The following is a 20,162-nucleotide window of genomic DNA, read 5'->3' as shown; positions in this document are numbered from 1 at the left end:
TCTTTAAAAGAAATTAACGCAATTGACCTATTTTTGACAAATCAAATTTGATAGCTAATCCATGCGGAAAGTATATTTGGACAACGCAGCTACCACTCAACTTAGGGAGGAAGTGATTGGTAAAATGCACGACGCCTTGAAAAATCATTACGGGAATCCATCTTCTACACATAGTTTTGGTAGGACGGCTAAAACCGAGGTAGAACAGGCTAGAAAAACCATAGCCAAAACCTTGAATGCGCATCCTTCGGAAATTGTTTTTACCTCTGGAGGAACTGAAGCTGACAATATGATTATGCGTTGTGCTGTCAGGGATTTGGGGGTCGAAACAATTATAACTTCTAAAATTGAGCATCATGCGGTATTGCACACCGCCGAGGAATTGAAAAAAGAATATGGTATCCAGCTTCAGTTTGTGGATTTGGATAAAGATGGAAATCCTTCCATCGACCATTTAGAATCACTTTTAAAGGCAGATGATTCCAAAAAATTGGTCAGCCTGATGCATATCAATAACGAAATTGGAAATATTATTGATATTGAACGAATTGGAAAGCTCTGCGCTGAACATGGTGCATTGTTTCACTCAGATACAGTTCAGTCTGTGGGGCATTATCCATGGGACGTGGCACAAACACCAATAGACTTCTTTACAGCCGCAGCACATAAATTTCATGGCCCAAAAGGGGTAGGTTTTGCCTTCATTCGAAAAAACTCTGGTATAAAACCCATGATTTTCGGAGGATCTCAAGAACGAGGGAATAGAGCGGGTACTGAACCTTTTCACAACATAGTTGGGCTGAATGAGGCTTTTGTGAAAGCTTATGAAAATTTGGAGCAGGAAACTAAGACTGTGAAAGAATTAAAGGCTTACTTCGTTAAAAAAATCAAGCAAGAATTACCCGATGTTCAATTCAATGGTCTTTCTGATGATTTGGAACGCAGCACCTATACTTTGGTGAACGTGAGATTACCATTTGACAAACAAAAAGGGTTGATGTTGTTGTTTCATTTGGATATGAAGGGAATTGCCTGTTCAAAAGGCAGTGCCTGTCAGTCAGGAAGTAACCTTGGGTCTCACGTGCTTCAGGAACTATTGACCGCTGAAGAATTGGAAAAACCTTCGCTTCGTTTTTCGTTTTCAAAGTATAACACCATTGAAGATTTGGATTACACCATTGGTGTACTTAAAGATTTTGCTGCAGACTAACTTTTCTTTTTGCGCTTTTTCTCCTTATCGTAAGGAAACTTTCTAGATGCAAGTTTCATCATCCTGTCGATAAGCTCGGTGGTGTTTTTACCTGTTTTCTTGGTAATGGCTTTTTCATATTTCCAAAGAAGCTTTCCGGTTTCCCCGTCACTTACTTTTACTCCAATTCGTCCATAGTTGGCATTGCCGCTGAAGTAATCCAAAAAGCTAAACTCGGTAGGTACCCCTTTGGACAAGAGAATGTTTAAACTAAGGTTTCCACTGATGATTCCATCTACCTTAAGGATTTCGCAGAGTTGTTTCGTGGTGTAGATATCCAAATTATTGTAATCGATGCCATTTTGCCCAAGCATGGCATTGGTGTCCTCAATGTTTTGAAAATCCACATTGAATTTTTTTCTTTTTTTTCTTTGCGAGAAATAGGTTTCTAAGGCATTTTGAACAGCATACCCTTCTTTCTCGGCCAACTCCTTCAATTCCATAGGTGGAACCTCTTGTTCCAAATCCAAATTGGTAATGAAGGGAACTATGGCCAAAACCTCATGATTTGCGGTAAGTTCATCAAACCTTCGGTTTTCGTAAATATTTTTTTGAGCTGATACCTTTACCACACTCACCAACACCAAAAGAAAAAAAATCCGCTTCATCATAGGTATCATGTCTGCATTACAATCTTAGGGCAAGTTTGAGATTAAAAACCCTACTGGTTAGAAAATTGGGCACGGCAAATTGTTGCTGCGTATCAACGTCCCTTACAAAAGTATTGGTAATGGAATTTTGATTATTGAACATATTGAAAATTTCGAAGCCAGCACTTAACTCTTTAATTTTATGGAGCCAATGCCCTTCTGGGTAATTTGTTTTTCCGTCGGCAAAAATATAGGAAATTCCAATATCTGCCCTTCTATAATCTCTTAATCTATTCTGAAAATCGTAGGGATCCGCGCCGCTAGGAGAACCACCTGGTACCCCAGTTTGATAAACCAGGTTCAAATACATGCGTAAACTGGGAATATTGGGCACATAGTCTTGGAACAATACGGCAAATTTCAGGCGTTGGTCTGTAGGACGCGAAATATATCCTCTGTCATTAATGTTTTCTTCAGTCCGCAAAAAACCTAAACTTACCCATGATTCCGTCCCGGGTACAAATGCGCCATTGAGTCTAAAGTCGAATCCCGTCGCGTAGGCTACTGCATTATTTTGCGCAGCGTAGCGAATTCGAACATCCTCAATGGTAAATGGGTTCACATCACTTAAATCTTTGTAATAGGCCTCTCCTATCAGGGTAAAAGGTCTATCCCACAAATTGAAACTGTATTCACCCCCAAGTACGTAATGAATGGATTTTTGCGCACGTACCTCGGGATTTATGTTTCCGGTGATATCCCTTAGCTCCCGATATAAAGGAGGCTGCTGATAACTACCTATGGCAAGTCGAAAAAGAACATCGCTTTTCCAATCAGGTTTTATTGAAAACTGTGCTCTAGGGCTAAAAACGGTTTGAGCGTTTCTTTGAAAACCTTCTCCGGTCAAAATCCAGTGTTGGACCCTAAGCCCAACATTCCAATAAATGTCATGGTTTTTCCATGAGGTTTGCCTGCTGTATTGCAAAAACCCAGCAAAGCGATTATTTGTGGTAAAATTGGTGGCCCTAACACTTTCAAAAGGCTCTATATCACCTTCAAAAGGCTCTTCAGGTTGATTGTTTACAATCTCAGGATTGGGAGGTCTGATAAGAAAGCCAGCAGAATCCAAGAAGCTTGCTTCTCTCAATTGATCTCTAAAATCCTCATGGGTAAATCGAACACCCCATTCAAGTGCATTTTCTTTTTTCTGATAACGTCCGCTATGATTAAAGCTAAAAATCAAGGCGTCCAGCTGATTTCTAGCGCGGAATTGTTCGGAACCTACTCCGCGTGAAGTAGTGACCTCCCCAATCGTGCCATTGCCCAAATTGGTATCCACTTCCCCAAGCTCATAGGTGGCAATGATATCAGAGAATTCTTCCTCCTGAGTATGATAGAGGGAGGAAGTGAAATCAATTTTGGTATGTTGATTAATATAGAAGTCAGCTTTCAAGGCTCCCAAAACGTTTTCATAACGATTGTTTTCCCTGCCTTCATAAAAAATAATTAACGCCCGAGGGTCATTAAGAGTTCCAAAGTTAGTCTGTCTATTTAAGGGCTCGTTTTCGTAGTTGTTGATGGAATATGAACCCAAAAAGTTAAGGTGAAACTTCTTGGAGAACCTATAGGTCATAAAATTTTGTATGTCTAGAAAGGAAGGATTGAAATTCGTATTGGTCTGTTGACTATTTACAAAAATACTGTTGTCGCGATATCGAACTCCGGTAATGGTTGTCCATTTTTTATTTTTTGAAATAGTTTCCAAAGTTGAGCTAGCTCCCAAAAGACTTCCTTGGACGCTCATTCCGAAATCTACAGGTTTCTTGTACGAAATATCAAGAACGGATGACATTCTATCTCCATATTTCGCCTGAAACCCTCCTGCAGAGAATGAAACATCGGTGACCATATCACTATTTACAAAGCTCAGACCCTCTTGTTGTGCAGAACGAATCAAAAATGGGCGATAGACCTGAATCCCATTTACATATACTAAGTTTTCGTCAAAATTTCCACCGCGAACATTATATTGTGTGCTCAGTTCGTTGTTGAAAGAGACCCCTGGAAGCAACTTTAGAATATTTTCTACGCCGGTATTTGCTCCCGGAATATTTCGAACAATTTCTGGAGGAATCGTAGTGATACCATTCACTTGTTTTTCTCCAGAAGCAGTAATATCAACGCCTGCTATTTGAATAGCATCTGTTTTTAGGACTGGGTTAAACTCAAAAGTTTCGTTCGTTGTAAGTACCAAATCCTCAAGAACCACCTGTTTATGACCAATATGGGTGAAACGTATCGTGTTTTTGATTTCGGCAGTTATCCGAAGTAAATAATATCCACTATCATCTGTGGTTGTTCCCAAACTATTGGAGGTGATGTTCACCCCAGACAAGGGAACTTTGTCTTCGTCCAAAACAATTCCCGTGATAACGGCATCTTGGGCCTTACAAAAGAAAGTGATAAGAAAGATACATCCTAAACAGTAGGACCGAAAAAACAGAGGGTTATTTACGGAAGAAAGTTTGTTCAAAAGTAGTTGTATTGCCCACATTATCAGTAACGACAACTTTTAGGTCACATTGCGTTTCGTCCAAAATGTTATCGTCAAAATTATAGGTGATGGTGTTCAGTTTTGGCTCATATTCCATCAAAATCCATTCTCCATTCAGGGTGGCCCTGTAGCTATAAATTCCGCTGATGTCATCCTCTATTTTCAAACTAAGGTAACTGTAATTGCTCAACCACTGCTTTCCTTTAAAATTTCTAGGTTGAACAGTTGGGGGCACAGTATCTTTAGCTAAAGTATACTTTCCAAAAATGCGAGTCCGAGTAGTAAATGAATTGTCACGTTTATAGGTCCTCTGGTATTTAGGGTTGTTTTTGTCATCCAAACGGGCAATAAACATTTGCTTTCTTTCTGATGAGCTATAAGGAGAAGCGTCAAAACTGATGGTAAAATTCCTGTGTGCGGCTATCGAGTTATCATGAATGGTTACCGTGTCACTTCCCTTTTCCAGATTGATATAGAAATCTTCATAGAAGGTGTTTGCGGGGAAATAAACTTTAGCGGCTCCTATATCATAATTGTTAGGTTTGCTGGCAATCACAAAATTCTCAGTTGTATTGTCTCTTTTAAGAATTTTGATTTCCTCTTTTTTACCTTCTACTGGAATTATTAGTCTTGTTTCATTGTCCTCGTAATCGGAAATATGCAGTTCAACAGTGTAGCTTAAACCCTCTTCAATTGGAATTTTCCCATCGTTGTGCAATTCGTTATAGATAGACAGTCGGTTGGAAGGTTCTTTAAAGGTCTTTTGTATTCGCTGTTTGAATTTTCCAAAATGGGAATAATCTATTAGGGTATTAATGTATCGGGTTTCCGCGAAGGAAAAAGTTTCAAAATCATATTCAGAATACACTTTCCCATTAACGAGTTGTTTTACTGAAAACACTCCATTTTTGTTGGCCGCGAGGTCTTGACGGTCAAAGCTGTTGATGCCAAAACCAATGGTTCCTGTGGCGTATACCTTATCGGCCAAAAAACTACCATCGGCTTGCTTGCTATAATTCAACTGAATTTTTTCAGCGCTTTGGTTAACCACCGCGTTCTCCGAAAGTGGATAAGCAAAAAGACCAATAAGTGATGGATTTGTGGCATCCCTAACCTTGTATCCGTATAAGAGGGGATTGGTAGGCTTTTCTGTAAGACTGTTTCGTATTTCAAAATGAAGATGAGGTCCAGAAGAACTCCCCGAATTTCCGGTATATGCAATTATATCCCCTTTTTCTACTTTCAACTCCCCATAATCAGGAAAAAGTTCAATTTCGAAGGACTGTTTGTCGTATTGGGCTTTTTTGACATATTCCTCAATTTTTGGCCCATACTTTTGTAAGTGGGCATAAACTGAGGTGTGGCCTGAGGGATGTGCCACATACAGGGCTTTTCCATAACCCCAGTGCGAAACCTTGATTCGGGTTACCGTACCATCCGCAATGGAATATACGGGCAATCCCTGTCTTCTTTGGGTCTTGATATCTATTCCTGCATGAAAATGATTGGACCGAAGTTCACCAAATGTTCCGGCCAAAACCAGTGGTATGTCCAAAGGGGATTGGAAAACATCTTTGGGATACTTTTCCTGACTCAAAAGGGCGTTTGAAATGAAAAAAAGAATCCCCAAAAAACAAATACGCATGTTGTATGGTCTAAGTTCATTACGAAAGTAACCAATGTTTTTATGTATGAAAAGGGTTTTAAAAAAGCTTTGACCATATTGTAGGAGACAGGGAAGAATATCCTTCAAAAAATTGCGAGGTAAGGCTAGGTTCGTTAAATTTGTGTGTTACACATTCTGTTTGCATATGGGCGAACTCGTTGAGATTGTTGACTCATTGGAGAATAAGGTAAGTAAGTTGCTCCATCGACTGGAATTACTGCAAAAGGCCAACTCCAACCTAAAAACTGAGCTCGAAAAAGCGCAGCAAGAGAATATACAGGAAAAGCAGATCGCTAAAGAGTGGGAGGAAAAATATAATTCCTTAAAACTGGCAAATAGTATGTTGGGTAGTAATACAAATAAAACAGAAGCTAAGCTCAAGATAAATACATTGATTCGCGAACTTGATGTTTGCATTGCAAAGCTTGCAGATTAGTGATTGATAATATGGAGGAAAAGCTAAAAATAAAGCTTTCCATTGCTGATAGGGTTTATCCCTTGACCATAGATCCCAAACAAGAGGAAGGGTTGAGAAAGGCGGCGAAGAATATTGAAGCCCTTGCCAAAAAGTTTGAACAGAACTATGCGGTTAGGGACAAACAGGATGTTTTGGCCATGTGTGCCCTTCAGTTTGCCTCCAAAATCGAGCAAGGTGGAATAGACAGTTCCGAAAGTAGCAAGGCAGCCTTTGAAAGATTAAAGGCGTTGGATGATTTGGTACATTCGAAGCTGGGCGAATAAGTTCTTTTAAATACAATATTGTTACTGCCCACATTGGTAATTATTTTTTGACAAACTCAACACTATTATATTTGAAAAGGGTGAGTTTAGGTTGTGAAAGCGGGCCCTACTCGTATGGGGATTTTTGAGCAACTTGTTAGCCCTAAACCTGTAATTAGGAGTTTGTACAAAACTTCGGCCAATGTGGGCTTTTTTTATAACCAAACACGAATTAAACATGGATAATACTACACTACTTGTCGTGGCTGGAGTTGTTGGATTGCTCATAGGTTTTATAGTAGCTAAGATGATGGAGAAGGGGAAAGCTACCAAAACCATGGCCAATGCAAAAAAAGAAGCAGCGGATATAGTCAGGGAGGCGAAGAAAGAAGGGGAGAATATCAAAAAAGACAAGATTTTCCAAGCCAAGGAAAAATTTCTGGAATTGAAGGCAGAACATGAGAAGGTAATTATAAGCAAGGATAAAAAGATTGCAGAAGCCGAAAAACGAACTAGAGATAAGGAATCACAGATAAGCAATGAATTAGCTAAAAACAAAAAGCTAAATGAACAACTAAATGTTCAGATTAAGGATGTCAACTTCAAAAGCGAGATTCTAGATAAAAAACAAACCGAGGTTGAAAAACTTCACAAAAGCCAAGTGCAACAGTTAGAGGTAATCTCTGGATTATCTGCCGAAGAAGCCAAAAGTCAACTTTTGGAATCCTTGAAGGAAACGGCCAAAACAGACGCCATGGCCTTTTTGCAGAATACTTTGGAGGAAACCAAACTGACTGCGCAACAAGAGGCCAGAAAAATCATTATCAATACCATTCAGCGAATTGGAACGGAGGAAGCCATTGAAAATTGCGTTTCTGTTTTTAATTTGGAATCAGATGACGTGAAAGGTCGGATTATAGGACGGGAAGGAAGAAATATCCGTGCTCTTGAGTCGGCTACCGGGGTCGAGATTATTGTGGATGATACTCCTGAAGCCATCATCCTTTCCTGTTTTGATTCAGTACGTCGAGAAGTCGCACGTTTATCGTTGCACCGCTTGGTAACGGATGGTAGAATCCACCCAGCACGAATTGAAGAGATTGTCAAAAAGACCGAAAAGCAAATCAATGAAGAGATTGTGGAGATAGGCAAAAGAACGGTCATTGATTTAGGGATTCATGGATTACATCCTGAGTTAATCAAAGCAGTGGGTCGGATGAAATATCGTTCCTCCTACGGACAAAATCTATTGCAGCACTCTCGGGAAGTGGCAAAACTTTGCGGCATCATGGCTGCAGAATTGGGATTAAATCCAAAACTGGCAAAACGTGCTGGACTTCTACACGATATTGGAAAAGTACCCAACTCCGAAACTGAAGTAGAGACCCCACATGCTATTTTAGGTATGCAATGGGCGCAGAAATATGGTGAGAAAAAAGAGGTTTGTAATGCTATCGGAGCCCACCATGATGAAATTGAAATGACCACTTTGATATCGCCTGTAGTTCAGGTTTGTGATGCCATTAGCGGTGCACGACCTGGAGCAAGACGACAAGTTTTGGACTCGTACATTCAACGACTAAAAGATTTGGAAGACATCGCCTTTGGCTTCAATGGTGTTCAAAAGGCATATGCCATTCAAGCAGGACGTGAATTGCGCGTAATTGTGGAAAGCGAAAAAGTCAGTGACGATAAAGCAGCGGAACTATCTTTTGAAATTTCACAAAAAATACAGACGGATATGACCTATCCAGGTCAAGTAAAGGTTACTGTGATTAGAGAAACACGTTCGGTAAACGTAGCGAAATAGCTAATCCCTTTATTCTTCTTCCGCGCTAGTGGGTTCTTCTGAATCCTCTACAGCTTTGTTTCTGTTATTTTCTAGAATCCTGAGGTTTTTTAGTTTTGCCTGCCAAGTTTCCAGTGCTTTTTTGTGCTGGTCAATGTTCTTGACGACATCCATGACCAAAGGATTGTTTTCCGAAGCACTCGAAAAAAACTGAAGGTTATTTTCCAACTGCCGTATTTCGCCTTTGGTTTCCTCTATCTTTCTTCGAATGAAAGTTCGCTCTTGTTGAATGGCCCTATTGTCATCGGTAGCGGCCAGTTGTTTCATTTTGTCACCATACTTAATAAGTTCAGACTCTTGGTGACTAATACCGACCTTTTTGAAAAGAGCATCAATAATTTTATTGAACTTACTATTTAAGTGCTTTTTGTTGAAAGGGACACGCCCATGGCTTTTCCATTCCGTAATAAAACTTTTAATATCTGTTAGATCCTTTTCTTTATCTCCACTTAGCTGATATCCACGTAAGCGATTTAGACAATCGTTCTTTTTTTCAAGATTCTTGTACTCCTCCTGTTGCGTTCTGTTTTTACCTGCATGAAGGCGGTCGAAATAATGATTACAGGCATTTTTGAATTCAATCCAGATTTTTTCGGAATATTTTCTGGGTACATGGCCTATTTTTTTCCACTCGCTTTGTATCCGCTTCATTTCAGGAGTGGCCATATCCCAATCTTCACTATCCTTTAGTGCCAAGGCAAGTCCCAATAGAGCTTTTTTGCGCTCTAAATTTTGATGCTGTTCCTTTTTTTGGTTTTTGTAAAAGGCATTCTTTCCCCTATTGAATTTCCTAACAGCTTCCTTAAAGGCGCTCCAGGTTTGTTCGTTGACCTTTTGTGGAACCTTACCAGCCTTAAAAAAGGTTTCCCTTAGGGCTTCAATTTCTTTTATCTGTTGTTGCAATGCTCTGTGGTTGTCAGATACATTGTCGGCAATTGTGAGTATGGACGCAATAATTTCCTCCTTCTTTACAAGGTTCTCTTCGTAGACCTTTTCCAATTCCTTAAAGTGCTCTTGCCTCCTTTCATGTAAAGCTTTGGTGGCGTTGCTGAAACGTTCCCATACTTCCTCACGCTGCTCTTTGGCAACCGGCCCAATATCTTCCTTCCATATTTTGTGAAGCGTCTGCAGTTCTCTAAAGGCCTTACCTAGGTCGGTTTCATCGGCCAGGGCCTCTGCTCTCTCAACCAACTTTAATTTCTCTTCCAGATTGTGCTTGAAGTCAAGGTCCCGTAGTTCTCTGTTAAGGTGAAGAAAATCATAAAAGATTTCCATGTGGTGGTGATAGGTTCTCCAAACATCGTTGTAGTTGTTGCGTGGAATGGGCCCTGCATTTCGCCAACGTTCCTGCAAATCCTTAAAGTTTCTATAGGTATTGTTGATGTCTTCCTCAACATTCATCAAACCTTTTAACTCTTCTATTATCCCCAAGCGTTTTTCTAGGTTTGCTTTGAGATTTTGTTCTAGTTGCTTGTAATAATGGTCCCTTTTTTCACGGTACTCACCTATTACCTCATTGAATTGCCTTTTTGTGACCGAATTGTATCTGAAATCCACTTCATTACCGCCATTGGCGACAAACTCTTCTTTTTTATGCTCTAGAAATTCTTGGAACTTTTGGTCGAACTCATATTTAATGCCACTAACATGCTTGCTTATGGCCTGTACTTTTTCGTTTTTGACCAAACGTTGTAGTTCACCCACAAGATTTTCTATGGACATAGCATGGTAGTCCAGAAAAGGAATGTGATGTCTTTTTTCGTTATCTGTATCCTCCGCATCTTCTGCATTGGATTCCTCTATTTCCTCGATTACTTTTTCAGCTTCCTGTTTGGTGTCTTCTTGGGACTGTTCATCCTTTTCCGCTGAAGAAGCATCTTCAGTTGCGGATGCTGCCTCGGTAGTCGGTACTGCTGTTTCTTCGGATAATCCTGGTTCAGAAATGGGGCTTTCTTCCAAAGATGTCTTTATGTTATCCGAAATTTGCTCAGCATCAGCTCCAGTTTCCTGGAGTTTTCGTTCATTTTCCTGCATTAGTAGTGTTTTTCCTTTGGATTGATGAAATTATAGACAAGTTAACAACTAAATTAGCTAATCCCAAAAGTATCCATACTTCTTTTGTTTAACTATGACATTGTACAGTTTGGGGAATATGTTGTGCAGTTGACACCTGTTTTTTAGGAATTCCAAATTTCCCAAGCCTTATCTGCCTGTAGTTCAAGCATTTTCAGCCCATTACAGATAGAAGCTCCATTATTTTCTCCAAATTGTAAAAAACTGGTTTTAACGGGATTGTATACAAGATCAAACAAAAGGTGTTTTTTATTGATAAAATGATAAGGTATTTCAGGTTTCTTATCTATGTCCGGAAATGTTCCCAAGGGGGTACAATTTATTATGATTGTATGGTCCTCCATGATGTTTCGGTCCAATTGGGTATAGGAAAGCACACCTTGTTTGGCATTTCTTGAAACGAATGTATTTTCAATACCCAGTTGGTCAAGTACAAAACAAATGGCTTTTGAAGCACCTCCCGTACCAAGTATCAGTGCTTTGGTATGATGTTTTTGCAGAAAGGGTTCTAAAGATTTCTGGAAACCGTACGCATCGGTATTAAAGCCTTTTAAGCCTTTTTTGGTGAATTTTATGGTGTTTACTGCACCTATTTTTTTGGCGGTTTCCTCTACTTCGGAAAGAAAGGAAAAAATTTCCTCTTTATAGGGGATGGTTATATTCAATCCTTTCAGCGATACGTTTTGAAGGATATCTGGCAGCTCTTCAATATGTTGAATATCGAAGTTATCGTAGCTGTGATCTTTAAGATTCAGCGCTTTGAATTTCTCGGTGAAATACTTTTGGGAAAATGAATAGGAAATATTCCTACCCAGCAGTCCGTACCTGTTTGTGATCTTTGTTTTTTCCATACCAATCCAAAAGGAGCAATATCAATACCCCCAAAATAATGAAAACCACCGCCCACCAAGTTTCCATATCGCTTAAACTGGGAAAAAATCGCTCGTAGTTGGCTATAATTTTATCACCATTGCTATCGGTCAATAAATTTCCAGCTTCATCCGTTTTGAATAATGTTTTTTTCCAGGGCCATATTACTCCGAGAGAACCGGTAATAAAACCGATTATTACGGCACTGGAAATTTCCTTGTAATGTTTTAATAAATAACTCAATAAATGCGAAAATGTAACCAGTCCTGTGGCAGAGCCCAATGTAAATACAGATAAAATTTTTAAGGTCTCCATTCGCTCCTTATTCTGTGTAAAGCTGAAGTCCCCGGCGAGCATCTCTGACATAGTATCGTAAAGGGCATTTACCGAATCTACCAAAAGAAGAACATAATTGCCTAACAAAATGAGAATAAATGAACCTGATAGGCCAGGTAAGGTCATTCCGGATACGCTAATGATTCCGCAGAAAAAAATAAAAAATAGGTTGTTATTTTCTGTAGCAGGACTCAAAAAACTAATGGATATCCCAATGATTAAGCCAATTAGTCCGGCGGGGATGGTTTTTTTGTTCCAATGGTCAAAATCTTTTGAGATGTAATAGATGGAACCAAGTATCATCCCAAAAAAGGTAGCCCAAACATATAATTCCCTAGTTTCCAAAAAATAATCCAAAACTCGGGAAACACTAAAATAGCTTACTAGCATACCCAAAATCAATAGGGATAGAAACTTGGCATTGGTATACCGAAAAAAGCTTTTGAACCGGCCATTGAATAGTAATTTAATGGCCTTAGAGTTGATTTTTTGCAAAGAGTAGATAAACTCTTCGTAAAAGCCGCCAACAAACGCCACAATTCCCCCGGAAACCCCAGGTACTTTGTTTGCTGCACCCATGCACAGGCCTTTGACGACCAAAAAGAAGTTATCCAATAATGAACGGCTTTGATGCATGCAGTTGTAGTGTCCTTTCCCTTATTTTCTGGAAGCGGTTTTTTCCAGGATAAAAATAAGCGAAAAACCTATTACGGCTAAAAGAATGGCAAATACAAGTTGTGGTTCTCCCTCAAAATCCCATGGCCATACGTTCATTTCATCGATTACAATGGTTTTATCCCCAAAAGTCTTGGTTTCCAACACCTTTTTCCATGGCCAGATTTTATTAAGGGAACCTAGTATAAAACCAGTAAGCAAGGCCAAAGTCAAGCTTTTGTAATGATTGAACATCCATTTCAGGATTCTTGCAAAACTGAGGAGTCCAAAAATAGCCCCCAATGCGACAATGACCACTAGTTGGATATCCCGTTCATGGACACCATCCAAAATCGTTTTATAAGAACCCAACAGTACTAAAATAAAAGCTCCAGAAATACCCGGAAGAATCATGGCGCATACAGCTAAGGCCCCTGAAAGAAAAAGGTAGGGAAGGCTTTCAACATTTTCATTGGGAGGTAATTCGGTTATGATAAATGCGACTATGGCACCTGCAACAAAAACAGCGATAGTCCCAAAATTCCATTTCTGGATTTCCTTACCTACGAAAAAGACACTCGCCAAAACCAAGCCGAAAAAAAAGGACCAAAGTAGCACGGGCTGGTTTTCCAAGAGCCAGCTCAAAAATTTGGCCAAGGAGAAAACACTTATAAAAATACCTGCGAAAAGGGCCAGGAGAAAATTCCCGTTGATTTTGTTCCAGACGGCCTTGAATCCGTCATTTTTCCACGTTTTCAATAGCGAAAAATCAATGGAATTGATGGAAGAAATCAACTCCTCATAAATTCCAGAAATAAAAGCAATGGTTCCGCCAGATACGCCGGGTACCACATCTGCAGCCCCCATGGCCATACCTTTGAGGGTGATAAAAAGGTAATCAAGTGCTCTTCTTGATTTCATAAAGTGGATGGGTCAAAAAGATTTAGGTAGACGCTTTCTTGAATTCGGATAAAAGCATGTTCAGTATTTTGAAATCTTTGAACTCGGGAAATTCCTTTTTAAATGCCTTGAGATTTTCTGAATTCAACTGCAAAGCTTCCAATAATCTTGTTTTGCTCTTTACCAGCTCCCCGTTTTTCATGTAAACTCCTGAAAGTTTATATAACAGCGTTGATTCTTCGGGATAAAACTCAATGCCTTGTACCAAAACTTGAATGGAAGAATTGTAGTCACCTACTTGTTTGAGGGTTTCGGACCACTCCAACCAAGTATCCAGTTCATAATTTCCTAAATCAACAGTTTGTTTGTAAGCAAAGTCAGCTTCGTCCAAATTTCCCAACTGAAAGTAGATTTTGGCCGCTTTTTTCCAATACAAGGGGTTTTCACCATCAATATTGATTGCCTTGTTGATATAGAACATTGCTTTTTCAAAGTTCCTTTGTCTACTGTGAAAATCAGTTATTGCCAACCACCCTTTATCCAACAAAGGGTCTTCGTGAACGGTGTTGTAATAGTAATATTTGGCCAAATCATCATTGCCCAACTTTTCATGACATTTTCCAATTCGGAGGTAGGCATGGGAGGTAGGGTCATCAATGGTTATAGTGACTTCATAATTTTCAATGGCCTCATTGTATTTTCCCAACTTCTCCAATACTTTTCCCTTTTCAAAATAAGCGCCAATAAAGCCATCGTCGGAAATAATGGCAAAATCGAAAGCAGTCAAGGCCTCTTGATACATATTCTGGGCAAAGTACATTTTGCCCAATTGATGCCAGGCTACCTCACAATATGGATTGCGTTCCAAATAGTCATTTAGGTAAAGGATACATCCTTCAAAATCCTCTAAAAACTCGAAACAGTAGACTACGTTATACAGCGATGAATAATCACTTTCATCAAACTCGACACACCGCATAAAACTGCGTTTGGCCTTTTCATAATCGTCCACAAATAAATACTCCATACCCAACAGGGAATGGATGTCAAAGGAGTCTTCGGTATGGTGAAGGGCTTCCATCAATAAATTGATTGCCTCTTGATGCTTGTCCTGTTTCGAACAGATATTTGCCCTTTGAATGTATATTTCATCATTGTAGGTGTCAAAGTCCTGTAACTCATCCAAAATATGTTCAGCAGCATCAAATTTATCCTCAAAAACTAGGACTTCTACGTGCAGTAACTTTAATTCTAGGGAGTTGGGGTGCTGTTCCAGGCCTATTTGGATGGCCTTTTTACCCAAAGCAATTTTTCCGTTGTTTAAATAGTAATGAATGATGTCCTCAAAGTCCTCCGCATCGAAAAAATAGACATCATCCGTCTTGAGCATTGACTCAAATTTGCTTATTGATTTGTCAGTATTTTCGTTAGAATCTAACGCCATAGGAACGTGTTTGGTTTTACTATGGACTTAAAATTAGCCCTTTGCTTTCTTCATTAAAGCCGCATTTTACGTATGTTATCAACAAAGTAGTTAACAGACTACGGCTTGTACTCGTTCAAAATTTCTATTATTTGACCACATCCTTGTTCAATCTCTTCCATTGAAATAGTGAGCGGTGGGGAGATTCGTACTGCTCTCGGCTCGAAGAGCAACCAAAAGAGAATTAGATGTTTTTTTGCTGCGGTAAGCACTAAATAATTTGCTATTTCGGTGTTTTCCATAAGCAGGGCCAACATTAATCCTTTTCCCCGTATTTCCTTAATCAAAGGGTGTACCAAAAGCGTTCTGAAGTGTTTTTCTTTTTCTAATGTTTGTGCAATCAACTGACTTTCCGTCAATTCCTGTAAAGTAGCCAAACTGGCAGCAGCGATTACCGGATTGCCGCCAAATGTGGTAATATGCCCCAACTTTGGATGGTCTTGCAAAGAAGCCATCATTTTATGGGAAGAAACAAAAGCACCGACAGGTAGTCCGGATGCCATTCCCTTGCCAATAACCAAAATATCAGGGATACAATTGAAATGTTCAAAGGCAAATAATTTTCCAGTTCTTCCGAACCCAGGTTGAATTTCATCTAAAATAAGAAGTGCCCCAACTTCATCGCAACGTTTTCGGACTTTGGCCAGATAGTCGTTTTCGGGAAGAATAAATCCAGCACCGCCTTGAATGGTTTCCAGCACTACAGCAGCGGTTTTTGTAGTGATTTGATTCAGTTGCTTTTGATTATTGAATTCAATGAATGCGATATCAGGAATCAAGGGGCGAAATGCGCTTTTTCGTTCTTCAAATCCCATGAGACTTAAACTCCCCATGGTATTGCCATGATAGGCATGGTTTGCGGCAATAAGTTGGGACCTACCTGTAAATCTTCTGGCGAGCTTAATGGCGCCTTCCATAGCTTCGGTTCCGGAGTTGACCAAGTAGGTGGTTTCCAAATTGGCAGGCAGTTGTTGTGCCAATAGCTTAGAATAGGTAACCGCAGGTTCTTGTACATACTCGCCATAAACCATTACGTGCATATACTGCTCGGTTTGGTCTTTAATGGCACGTATCACCTTGTCGTTACAATGTCCCAGACTGCAAGCCGATACACCAGCAACAAAATCCAAATGCGCGTTGCCACGCTCATCGTAAATGTAACTCCCTTTAGCCTTGGATACTGTAAGACCCAAGGGATGAGGCGTGGTTTGGGTTTGATGTTTAAAAAAATCGTCTTTTAGCATTAAGGTGACTGTACTTTTGGAACCGAAGTTTCCTTAGTTTGGGTGGCTTTGCCTGGGGAGATGTTATTTACAGGGTCATTTTCGTTCTTACTGCGTTCTTCCTCCTCCGCATCGATGTCGATAGGGTTTTCTATCCCTCGAATTTTAACCAATGTGATATTGTTATCATCCTCATCAAAAATATCATCCTTGGTCAAAATCCGTTCATCGCCCCGCCAAATGAATCCCTTAAGTTTTCTGCTTTCCACAGGAAGGTCCTTCTCGGGAAAGATATCGCCATCAGGGTTCACAAAGAAGGTGATATCTTCAATATCATTATTGGCCATTATAAGCCGAATTTTACTGCATATAGTCTTGTCGATACCTATAAGTTCTTGGTCATCGTTGTACATGTAATAGATGACCTCGGTATTTTTGACCAGGTCAATTATCTTTAATTCATTCTCTATGAATTTGCCAAAAAGGTCCTTCCCTTTGGCCTGATTGTATCCCTCTCTACTGATTGTATCCAACGAAATAATAAATGCATTTTCGAGCACCTTTAGGGAATCCAACTTTTCAGTTTCTAAATCCGAAATAAGGTGGATACTATCTCCCGTGATTTGATTTTCCACATTCCACATAATTGGATTGGTAATCAACTGTGTGACCCCGGTTTTTTCATTAAAATGTATGGAATCACATTTTCCGCTTAAATCGGTCTTGTAGAATTTTGCATTGCGGAAAGCTCGAAGAATCCTTGATTCCGGTTTCCCGGTAACCATCAAGGTATCTCCATGGATATAAAGGGAATCTTGTTGTACCAAGTTTATCGAAACTGCACGTTTGGTGGCAAAAACAGAATCTTTGTCTTTGAATACTTCCCCATAATGTGCCCGAATCACTCCATTATTTATGGTATCGGTTATCTTAATGTTATTGGTGGCGGAAGCAAATCCGGAGATTTTGTCAAAATACAAACTATCCCCTTCAATGATTTTGTTGTTATAGTCTATTCGCGTGTTTTTGATACCGTACCCTTGTTCAATCCTAGTATCATAAAAACCCCTTTCGCAGTAGATTATATATTCTTCCCCCGTTATGGTGGAAGGTCCATACATATAGGCATTTTTGGACACTCGATAATAATCCATCTGTTCAGAATCAATTATATAATCCGGATTGTCAATATGGACATTGCTCTTGAATTGTACTTTTTTCAATTCAGAAAAATACGTGCCTATTTTGCTAGTAAGTACATTTACGGAATCTACGACTTTGCCTCCTGAATTGTAGAAGGACTCTTGCTTTTCCCGATCAAAATATAAGGTATCCGTTGTCAACGTCAATTGTCCGTCGGTTAAGTCGACATTTTCCCAGGCTTTTGCCAACTTGGTATTCCCATCGTAATCAATTTTTCCACTATTCAACTCGATGGAGTCACCTTGTTGCAATCGGACGTTGCCAATAGCTTTCAACTTATTTTCTTGGGCATAGAAAATGGCAATATCGCACCAAAGGTCCGCACCTTGATGTTCAAACTGTACCTGACGCTGATCATCTTTACTAAAGATGGAAGCTCCCGGAAATTGTGTTTCATCCTTGGTGAAATTGGCCCCGTAAACAATGTTAATCTGTTTGCCCTCTGGCTGGGTTTCTTCCTGCTGGGCCCAAAGACCTGTAGAAAGTAAAGTCAGCAAAAGAAAAAAAGCTCTACTCAAGACAAAGAATTTTGCCCAAAATTAGAGCTTTTGACGAAAGTGTCACAAGCTGTTTAGAAAGCTTTTGGATTTATCTCTCCATTTCCGGTGCTTGATATTAATAAAGTCTGGGTTTACTATGTAAAGAATTGAATTGTTATTTGATAGGGGGTCACTTCCATGTGACGATATCTTCTAAACGCCTTCTGGATTTAGGATGTTTAGGTTCTTCTTTCCTATGACCGAAAGCGACCATAAAAGATAGACCATATTTTTCAGTATCGACACCGAACTTTTCGCTTAACAAAGCTTCCGCTTTTTCCTGGTGAAATCCTTCAATAGGACAACTGTCTATTCCATTTAGTGCTGCAGCAGTCATCATATTGGCTAAGGCAATATAGGTTTGCTTGGAAGCCCAATCAAACAGCTTCTTGTCCGTATCCAAATTAAAATCACGCTCTTGAAATTCCCTATAAAATTTAGAGTATCCTTCGATAATATCCTCAGAAAAGCCTTTAACATCTCTCATCATGTGCATGATATACTCTGAATCCCATTTGGTCAATGGAGCTTTCATGCTAAGCCCTAGAATAAAGTGGCTTGCCGTATCCAATTTTAAGGGTGCTCCCCAAGCCACGGGCTTTAAAGATTCACGTAACTCCTTATCCTGAACTACAATAAAATGCCAGGGTTCAAACCCAAATGAGCTTGGTGATAAATTGGCGCTACGTAAAATAAAATCTATGGTTTCTTGTGATAGTTTTTTTGTGGCATCGAATTCTTTAGTAGCATGTCTAAAGGTTAAAGCGCTGATAATGCTTTCTTGTGGAATACTGGGTATGTTCATAATATTTTAAACTATATTAATTATAGTTGCAAACATAAGTATAGTTAATTATCTTTGCAATAACGGTCAAAAATGATAGTTTAATAATTTGATGTGTTATGTATAGTTTTAAAGGCAAGGAATATCCATGCTGTACCAGTTTGACCATGGGTATTATTGGTGGTAAGTGGAAAACGGTTATTCTATATTATTTGATAAATGGACCCTTGCGCTACAATGAATTGCGTAAACATATGCCAACCGTTACAGAACGAACCTTAAGTCTTCAGTTGAAGAATTTGGAAGAAGATGGTATTGTCAAAAGGAAAGTGTATACTTCAAAACCTCCTTTAAAAGTGGTTTATTCCCTTACCGATTTGGGCAAAACCTTAGTTCCATTAATTGAATCCATAGCAGATTGGGGCGATTCTGTGCTTAACCAGCGCGTTTAGCTTTTCTTGAGACAATTATTCCAACTTTCTTGGAGTTTTTAAGAATGCATCAAAAAACCGAGTAAATCATCGCAGGCTGGCAATACTTAAAAGGCTGACCTATTTTCTTCTTTAAAGGATATTTTGCTTTAGTCGAGTAATCCTAAAAATTTGGCCTTGGGACAAAACCACCAATGCGATGGAGACCGTTATAGTGCACAATAATCCTCCTTCAATTCCAAATTCACCTCCTGTCCATAACGTACTTCCCGAATTTTCAAAAGTGTAGAGGGATACTATCGATTTCTTTCCACTATTTGCAAATCCGAACACATTGTTTTGAAAAACATTCCAGGCGGCATGCAGCCCAATTGAGAAGTGCAATTTTCCGGTTTTCACGACCATCCATCCCAAAAGAAGTCCAATTAGGACGAGGTTTATAGAGGATAGCAACGAGGCATTTTCATTGGCGATATGCAACAATCCAAATAGGGAAGAAGTAATGAAATAAGATAATAATACGGCATAGCGATTGCTTAGCCTTCCTTGAAATCCTTCGGCCAGATTCACTAACAAATATCCACGACTAAAGGCTTCTTCAAAGATGCTGCCGCACAGATAACGGAAAACTTGCCCAACAAATACTAGGAGAAATGCATGGGTAGGGAAGGTGTTGAATTGTATCTCATTCAGGATGAGCCATCCTAGACTAGACTGAATAAGGAAAATTACGATTATTAAAAGAGAACCCCACATGGCGCCATGTACAAAGGACTTAAGGGGAATGAGCGTAATGCCAAAGTCTCCCCACTTTCTTTTGTCAAAATAGATTCCCGCGAGGTAGATAGCGAGCAAAATAGCGAGCATTACAAGGAAATTTGTAAATGTTTTTTCAAATAGCTCGCTGACATTATTTAGGATCATGGCAATAATGGTGGCAAACAAGCCTGCCAGTACAACAAAAAGTACTATCCTAAAAAATGCTCTTATCCGCTTTTCCTGTGAATTCCAAAAAATGTTGGCTAATACGGTCATAGG

17 protein-coding genes and 1 other RNA gene are annotated in these 20,162 nt (G+C 39.5%); 6 read left to right on the top strand and 12 right to left on the bottom strand.

Annotated elements, in window-relative coordinates; translation table 11 throughout:
* Window positions 1-61: 61 nt before the first annotated feature.
* The gene (locus tag ACSLUF_RS11570; RefSeq protein ID WP_435622942.1) at window positions 62-1,210 is read left to right on the top strand and encodes a cysteine desulfurase family protein; all 1,149 of its coding nucleotides are present in this window, start codon (window positions 62-64) and stop codon (window positions 1,208-1,210) included.
* Here ACSLUF_RS11570 and ACSLUF_RS11565 read toward each other — a convergent pair.
* Genes ACSLUF_RS11565 through ACSLUF_RS11555 form a run of 3 tightly spaced genes read right to left on the bottom strand, consistent with a single transcriptional unit; the run spans window position 1,207 to window position 6,038 of the window.
* The gene (locus ACSLUF_RS11565; RefSeq protein WP_435625836.1) at window positions 1,207-1,857 is read right to left on the bottom strand and encodes a hypothetical protein; all 651 of its coding nucleotides are present in this window, start codon (window positions 1,855-1,857) and stop codon (window positions 1,207-1,209) included. The genes ACSLUF_RS11570 and ACSLUF_RS11565 overlap by 4 nt on opposite strands.
* 19 nt (window positions 1,858-1,876) lie before the next feature.
* Window positions 1,877-4,372, bottom strand: coding sequence for a TonB-dependent receptor (locus tag ACSLUF_RS11560; RefSeq protein WP_435622941.1), 2,496 nt, complete (start codon window positions 4,370-4,372; stop codon window positions 1,877-1,879).
* Complete coding sequence (locus tag ACSLUF_RS11555) at window positions 4,347-6,038, bottom strand: M23 family metallopeptidase (RefSeq protein WP_435622940.1); 1,692 nt, start codon at window positions 6,036-6,038, stop codon at window positions 4,347-4,349. Before ACSLUF_RS11555 ends, ACSLUF_RS11560 begins: the two co-directional genes overlap by 26 nt.
* 166 nt (window positions 6,039-6,204) lie before the next feature.
* Between ACSLUF_RS11555 and ACSLUF_RS11550 the strand changes: the two genes are divergently transcribed.
* The 4 genes from ACSLUF_RS11550 to rny all read left to right on the top strand — a co-directional run bounded on the left by ACSLUF_RS11550 (window position 6,205) and on the right by rny (window position 8,589).
* The gene (locus ACSLUF_RS11550; protein WP_435622939.1) at window positions 6,205-6,495 is read left to right on the top strand and encodes a hypothetical protein; all 291 of its coding nucleotides are present in this window, start codon (window positions 6,205-6,207) and stop codon (window positions 6,493-6,495) included.
* A gap of 11 nt (window positions 6,496-6,506) precedes the next feature.
* The gene (locus ACSLUF_RS11545; RefSeq protein WP_435625835.1) at window positions 6,507-6,800 is read left to right on the top strand and encodes a cell division protein ZapA; all 294 of its coding nucleotides are present in this window, start codon (window positions 6,507-6,509) and stop codon (window positions 6,798-6,800) included.
* Between the two features lie 54 nt (window positions 6,801-6,854).
* Window positions 6,855-6,964: non-coding RNA, 6S RNA (ssrS, locus tag ACSLUF_RS11540), on the top strand.
* A gap of 53 nt (window positions 6,965-7,017) precedes the next feature.
* Entirely contained in the window at window positions 7,018-8,589 is a 1,572-nt protein-coding gene (gene rny / locus ACSLUF_RS11535) for a ribonuclease Y (protein WP_435622938.1), read from the top strand.
* 9 nt (window positions 8,590-8,598) lie between these two features.
* Here the strand turns inward: rny and ACSLUF_RS11530 are convergent, their stop codons facing one another.
* The 8 genes from ACSLUF_RS11530 to ACSLUF_RS11495 all read right to left on the bottom strand — a co-directional run bounded on the left by ACSLUF_RS11530 (window position 8,599) and on the right by ACSLUF_RS11495 (window position 18,714).
* Window positions 8,599-10,662 (bottom strand): DUF349 domain-containing protein, encoded by a 2,064-nt coding sequence (locus ACSLUF_RS11530; protein ID WP_435622937.1) that lies wholly within the window; start codon window positions 10,660-10,662, stop codon window positions 8,599-8,601.
* Window positions 10,663-10,805: 143 nt separating this feature from the next.
* Window positions 10,806-11,552, bottom strand: coding sequence for a shikimate dehydrogenase family protein (locus ACSLUF_RS11525; protein ID WP_435622936.1), 747 nt, complete (start codon window positions 11,550-11,552; stop codon window positions 10,806-10,808).
* Window positions 11,509-12,543 (bottom strand): DUF368 domain-containing protein, encoded by a 1,035-nt coding sequence (locus ACSLUF_RS11520; protein WP_435622935.1) that lies wholly within the window; start codon window positions 12,541-12,543, stop codon window positions 11,509-11,511. Before ACSLUF_RS11520 ends, ACSLUF_RS11525 begins: the two co-directional genes overlap by 44 nt.
* A gap of 21 nt (window positions 12,544-12,564) precedes the next feature.
* Window positions 12,565-13,482 (bottom strand): DUF368 domain-containing protein, encoded by a 918-nt coding sequence (locus ACSLUF_RS11515; protein ID WP_435622934.1) that lies wholly within the window; start codon window positions 13,480-13,482, stop codon window positions 12,565-12,567.
* A gap of 22 nt (window positions 13,483-13,504) precedes the next feature.
* Window positions 13,505-14,905, bottom strand: coding sequence for a tetratricopeptide repeat protein (locus ACSLUF_RS11510; RefSeq protein WP_435622933.1), 1,401 nt, complete (start codon window positions 14,903-14,905; stop codon window positions 13,505-13,507).
* A 98-nt stretch (window positions 14,906-15,003) separates the two neighbouring features.
* Entirely contained in the window at window positions 15,004-16,188 is a 1,185-nt protein-coding gene (locus tag ACSLUF_RS11505) for an aspartate aminotransferase family protein (protein WP_435622932.1), read from the bottom strand.
* On the bottom strand, window positions 16,188-17,888 hold the full coding sequence (locus tag ACSLUF_RS11500) for an OstA-like protein (protein WP_435622931.1): 1,701 nt from the start codon (window positions 17,886-17,888) through the stop codon (window positions 16,188-16,190). Before ACSLUF_RS11500 ends, ACSLUF_RS11505 begins: the two co-directional genes overlap by 1 nt.
* A gap of 151 nt (window positions 17,889-18,039) precedes the next feature.
* On the bottom strand, window positions 18,040-18,714 hold the full coding sequence (locus tag ACSLUF_RS11495) for an NAD(P)H-dependent oxidoreductase (protein WP_435622930.1): 675 nt from the start codon (window positions 18,712-18,714) through the stop codon (window positions 18,040-18,042).
* Between the two features lie 98 nt (window positions 18,715-18,812).
* On the opposite strand from ACSLUF_RS11495, the gene ACSLUF_RS11490 reads away from it, so the two are divergent.
* Window positions 18,813-19,145, top strand: a complete 333-nt coding sequence (locus ACSLUF_RS11490) for a winged helix-turn-helix transcriptional regulator (protein ID WP_435622929.1) — start codon at window positions 18,813-18,815, stop codon at window positions 19,143-19,145.
* Between the two features lie 111 nt (window positions 19,146-19,256).
* Here the strand turns inward: ACSLUF_RS11490 and ACSLUF_RS11485 are convergent, their stop codons facing one another.
* Complete coding sequence (locus tag ACSLUF_RS11485) at window positions 19,257-20,159, bottom strand: lysostaphin resistance A-like protein (protein ID WP_435622928.1); 903 nt, start codon at window positions 20,157-20,159, stop codon at window positions 19,257-19,259.
* Window positions 20,160-20,162: the final 3 nt, after the last annotated feature.

Source organism: Flagellimonas sp., assembly GCF_965601775.1.
Classification (GTDB): domain Bacteria; phylum Bacteroidota; class Bacteroidia; order Flavobacteriales; family Flavobacteriaceae; genus Flagellimonas.
This window is presented reverse-complemented; position numbering and strand designations above follow the sequence as displayed.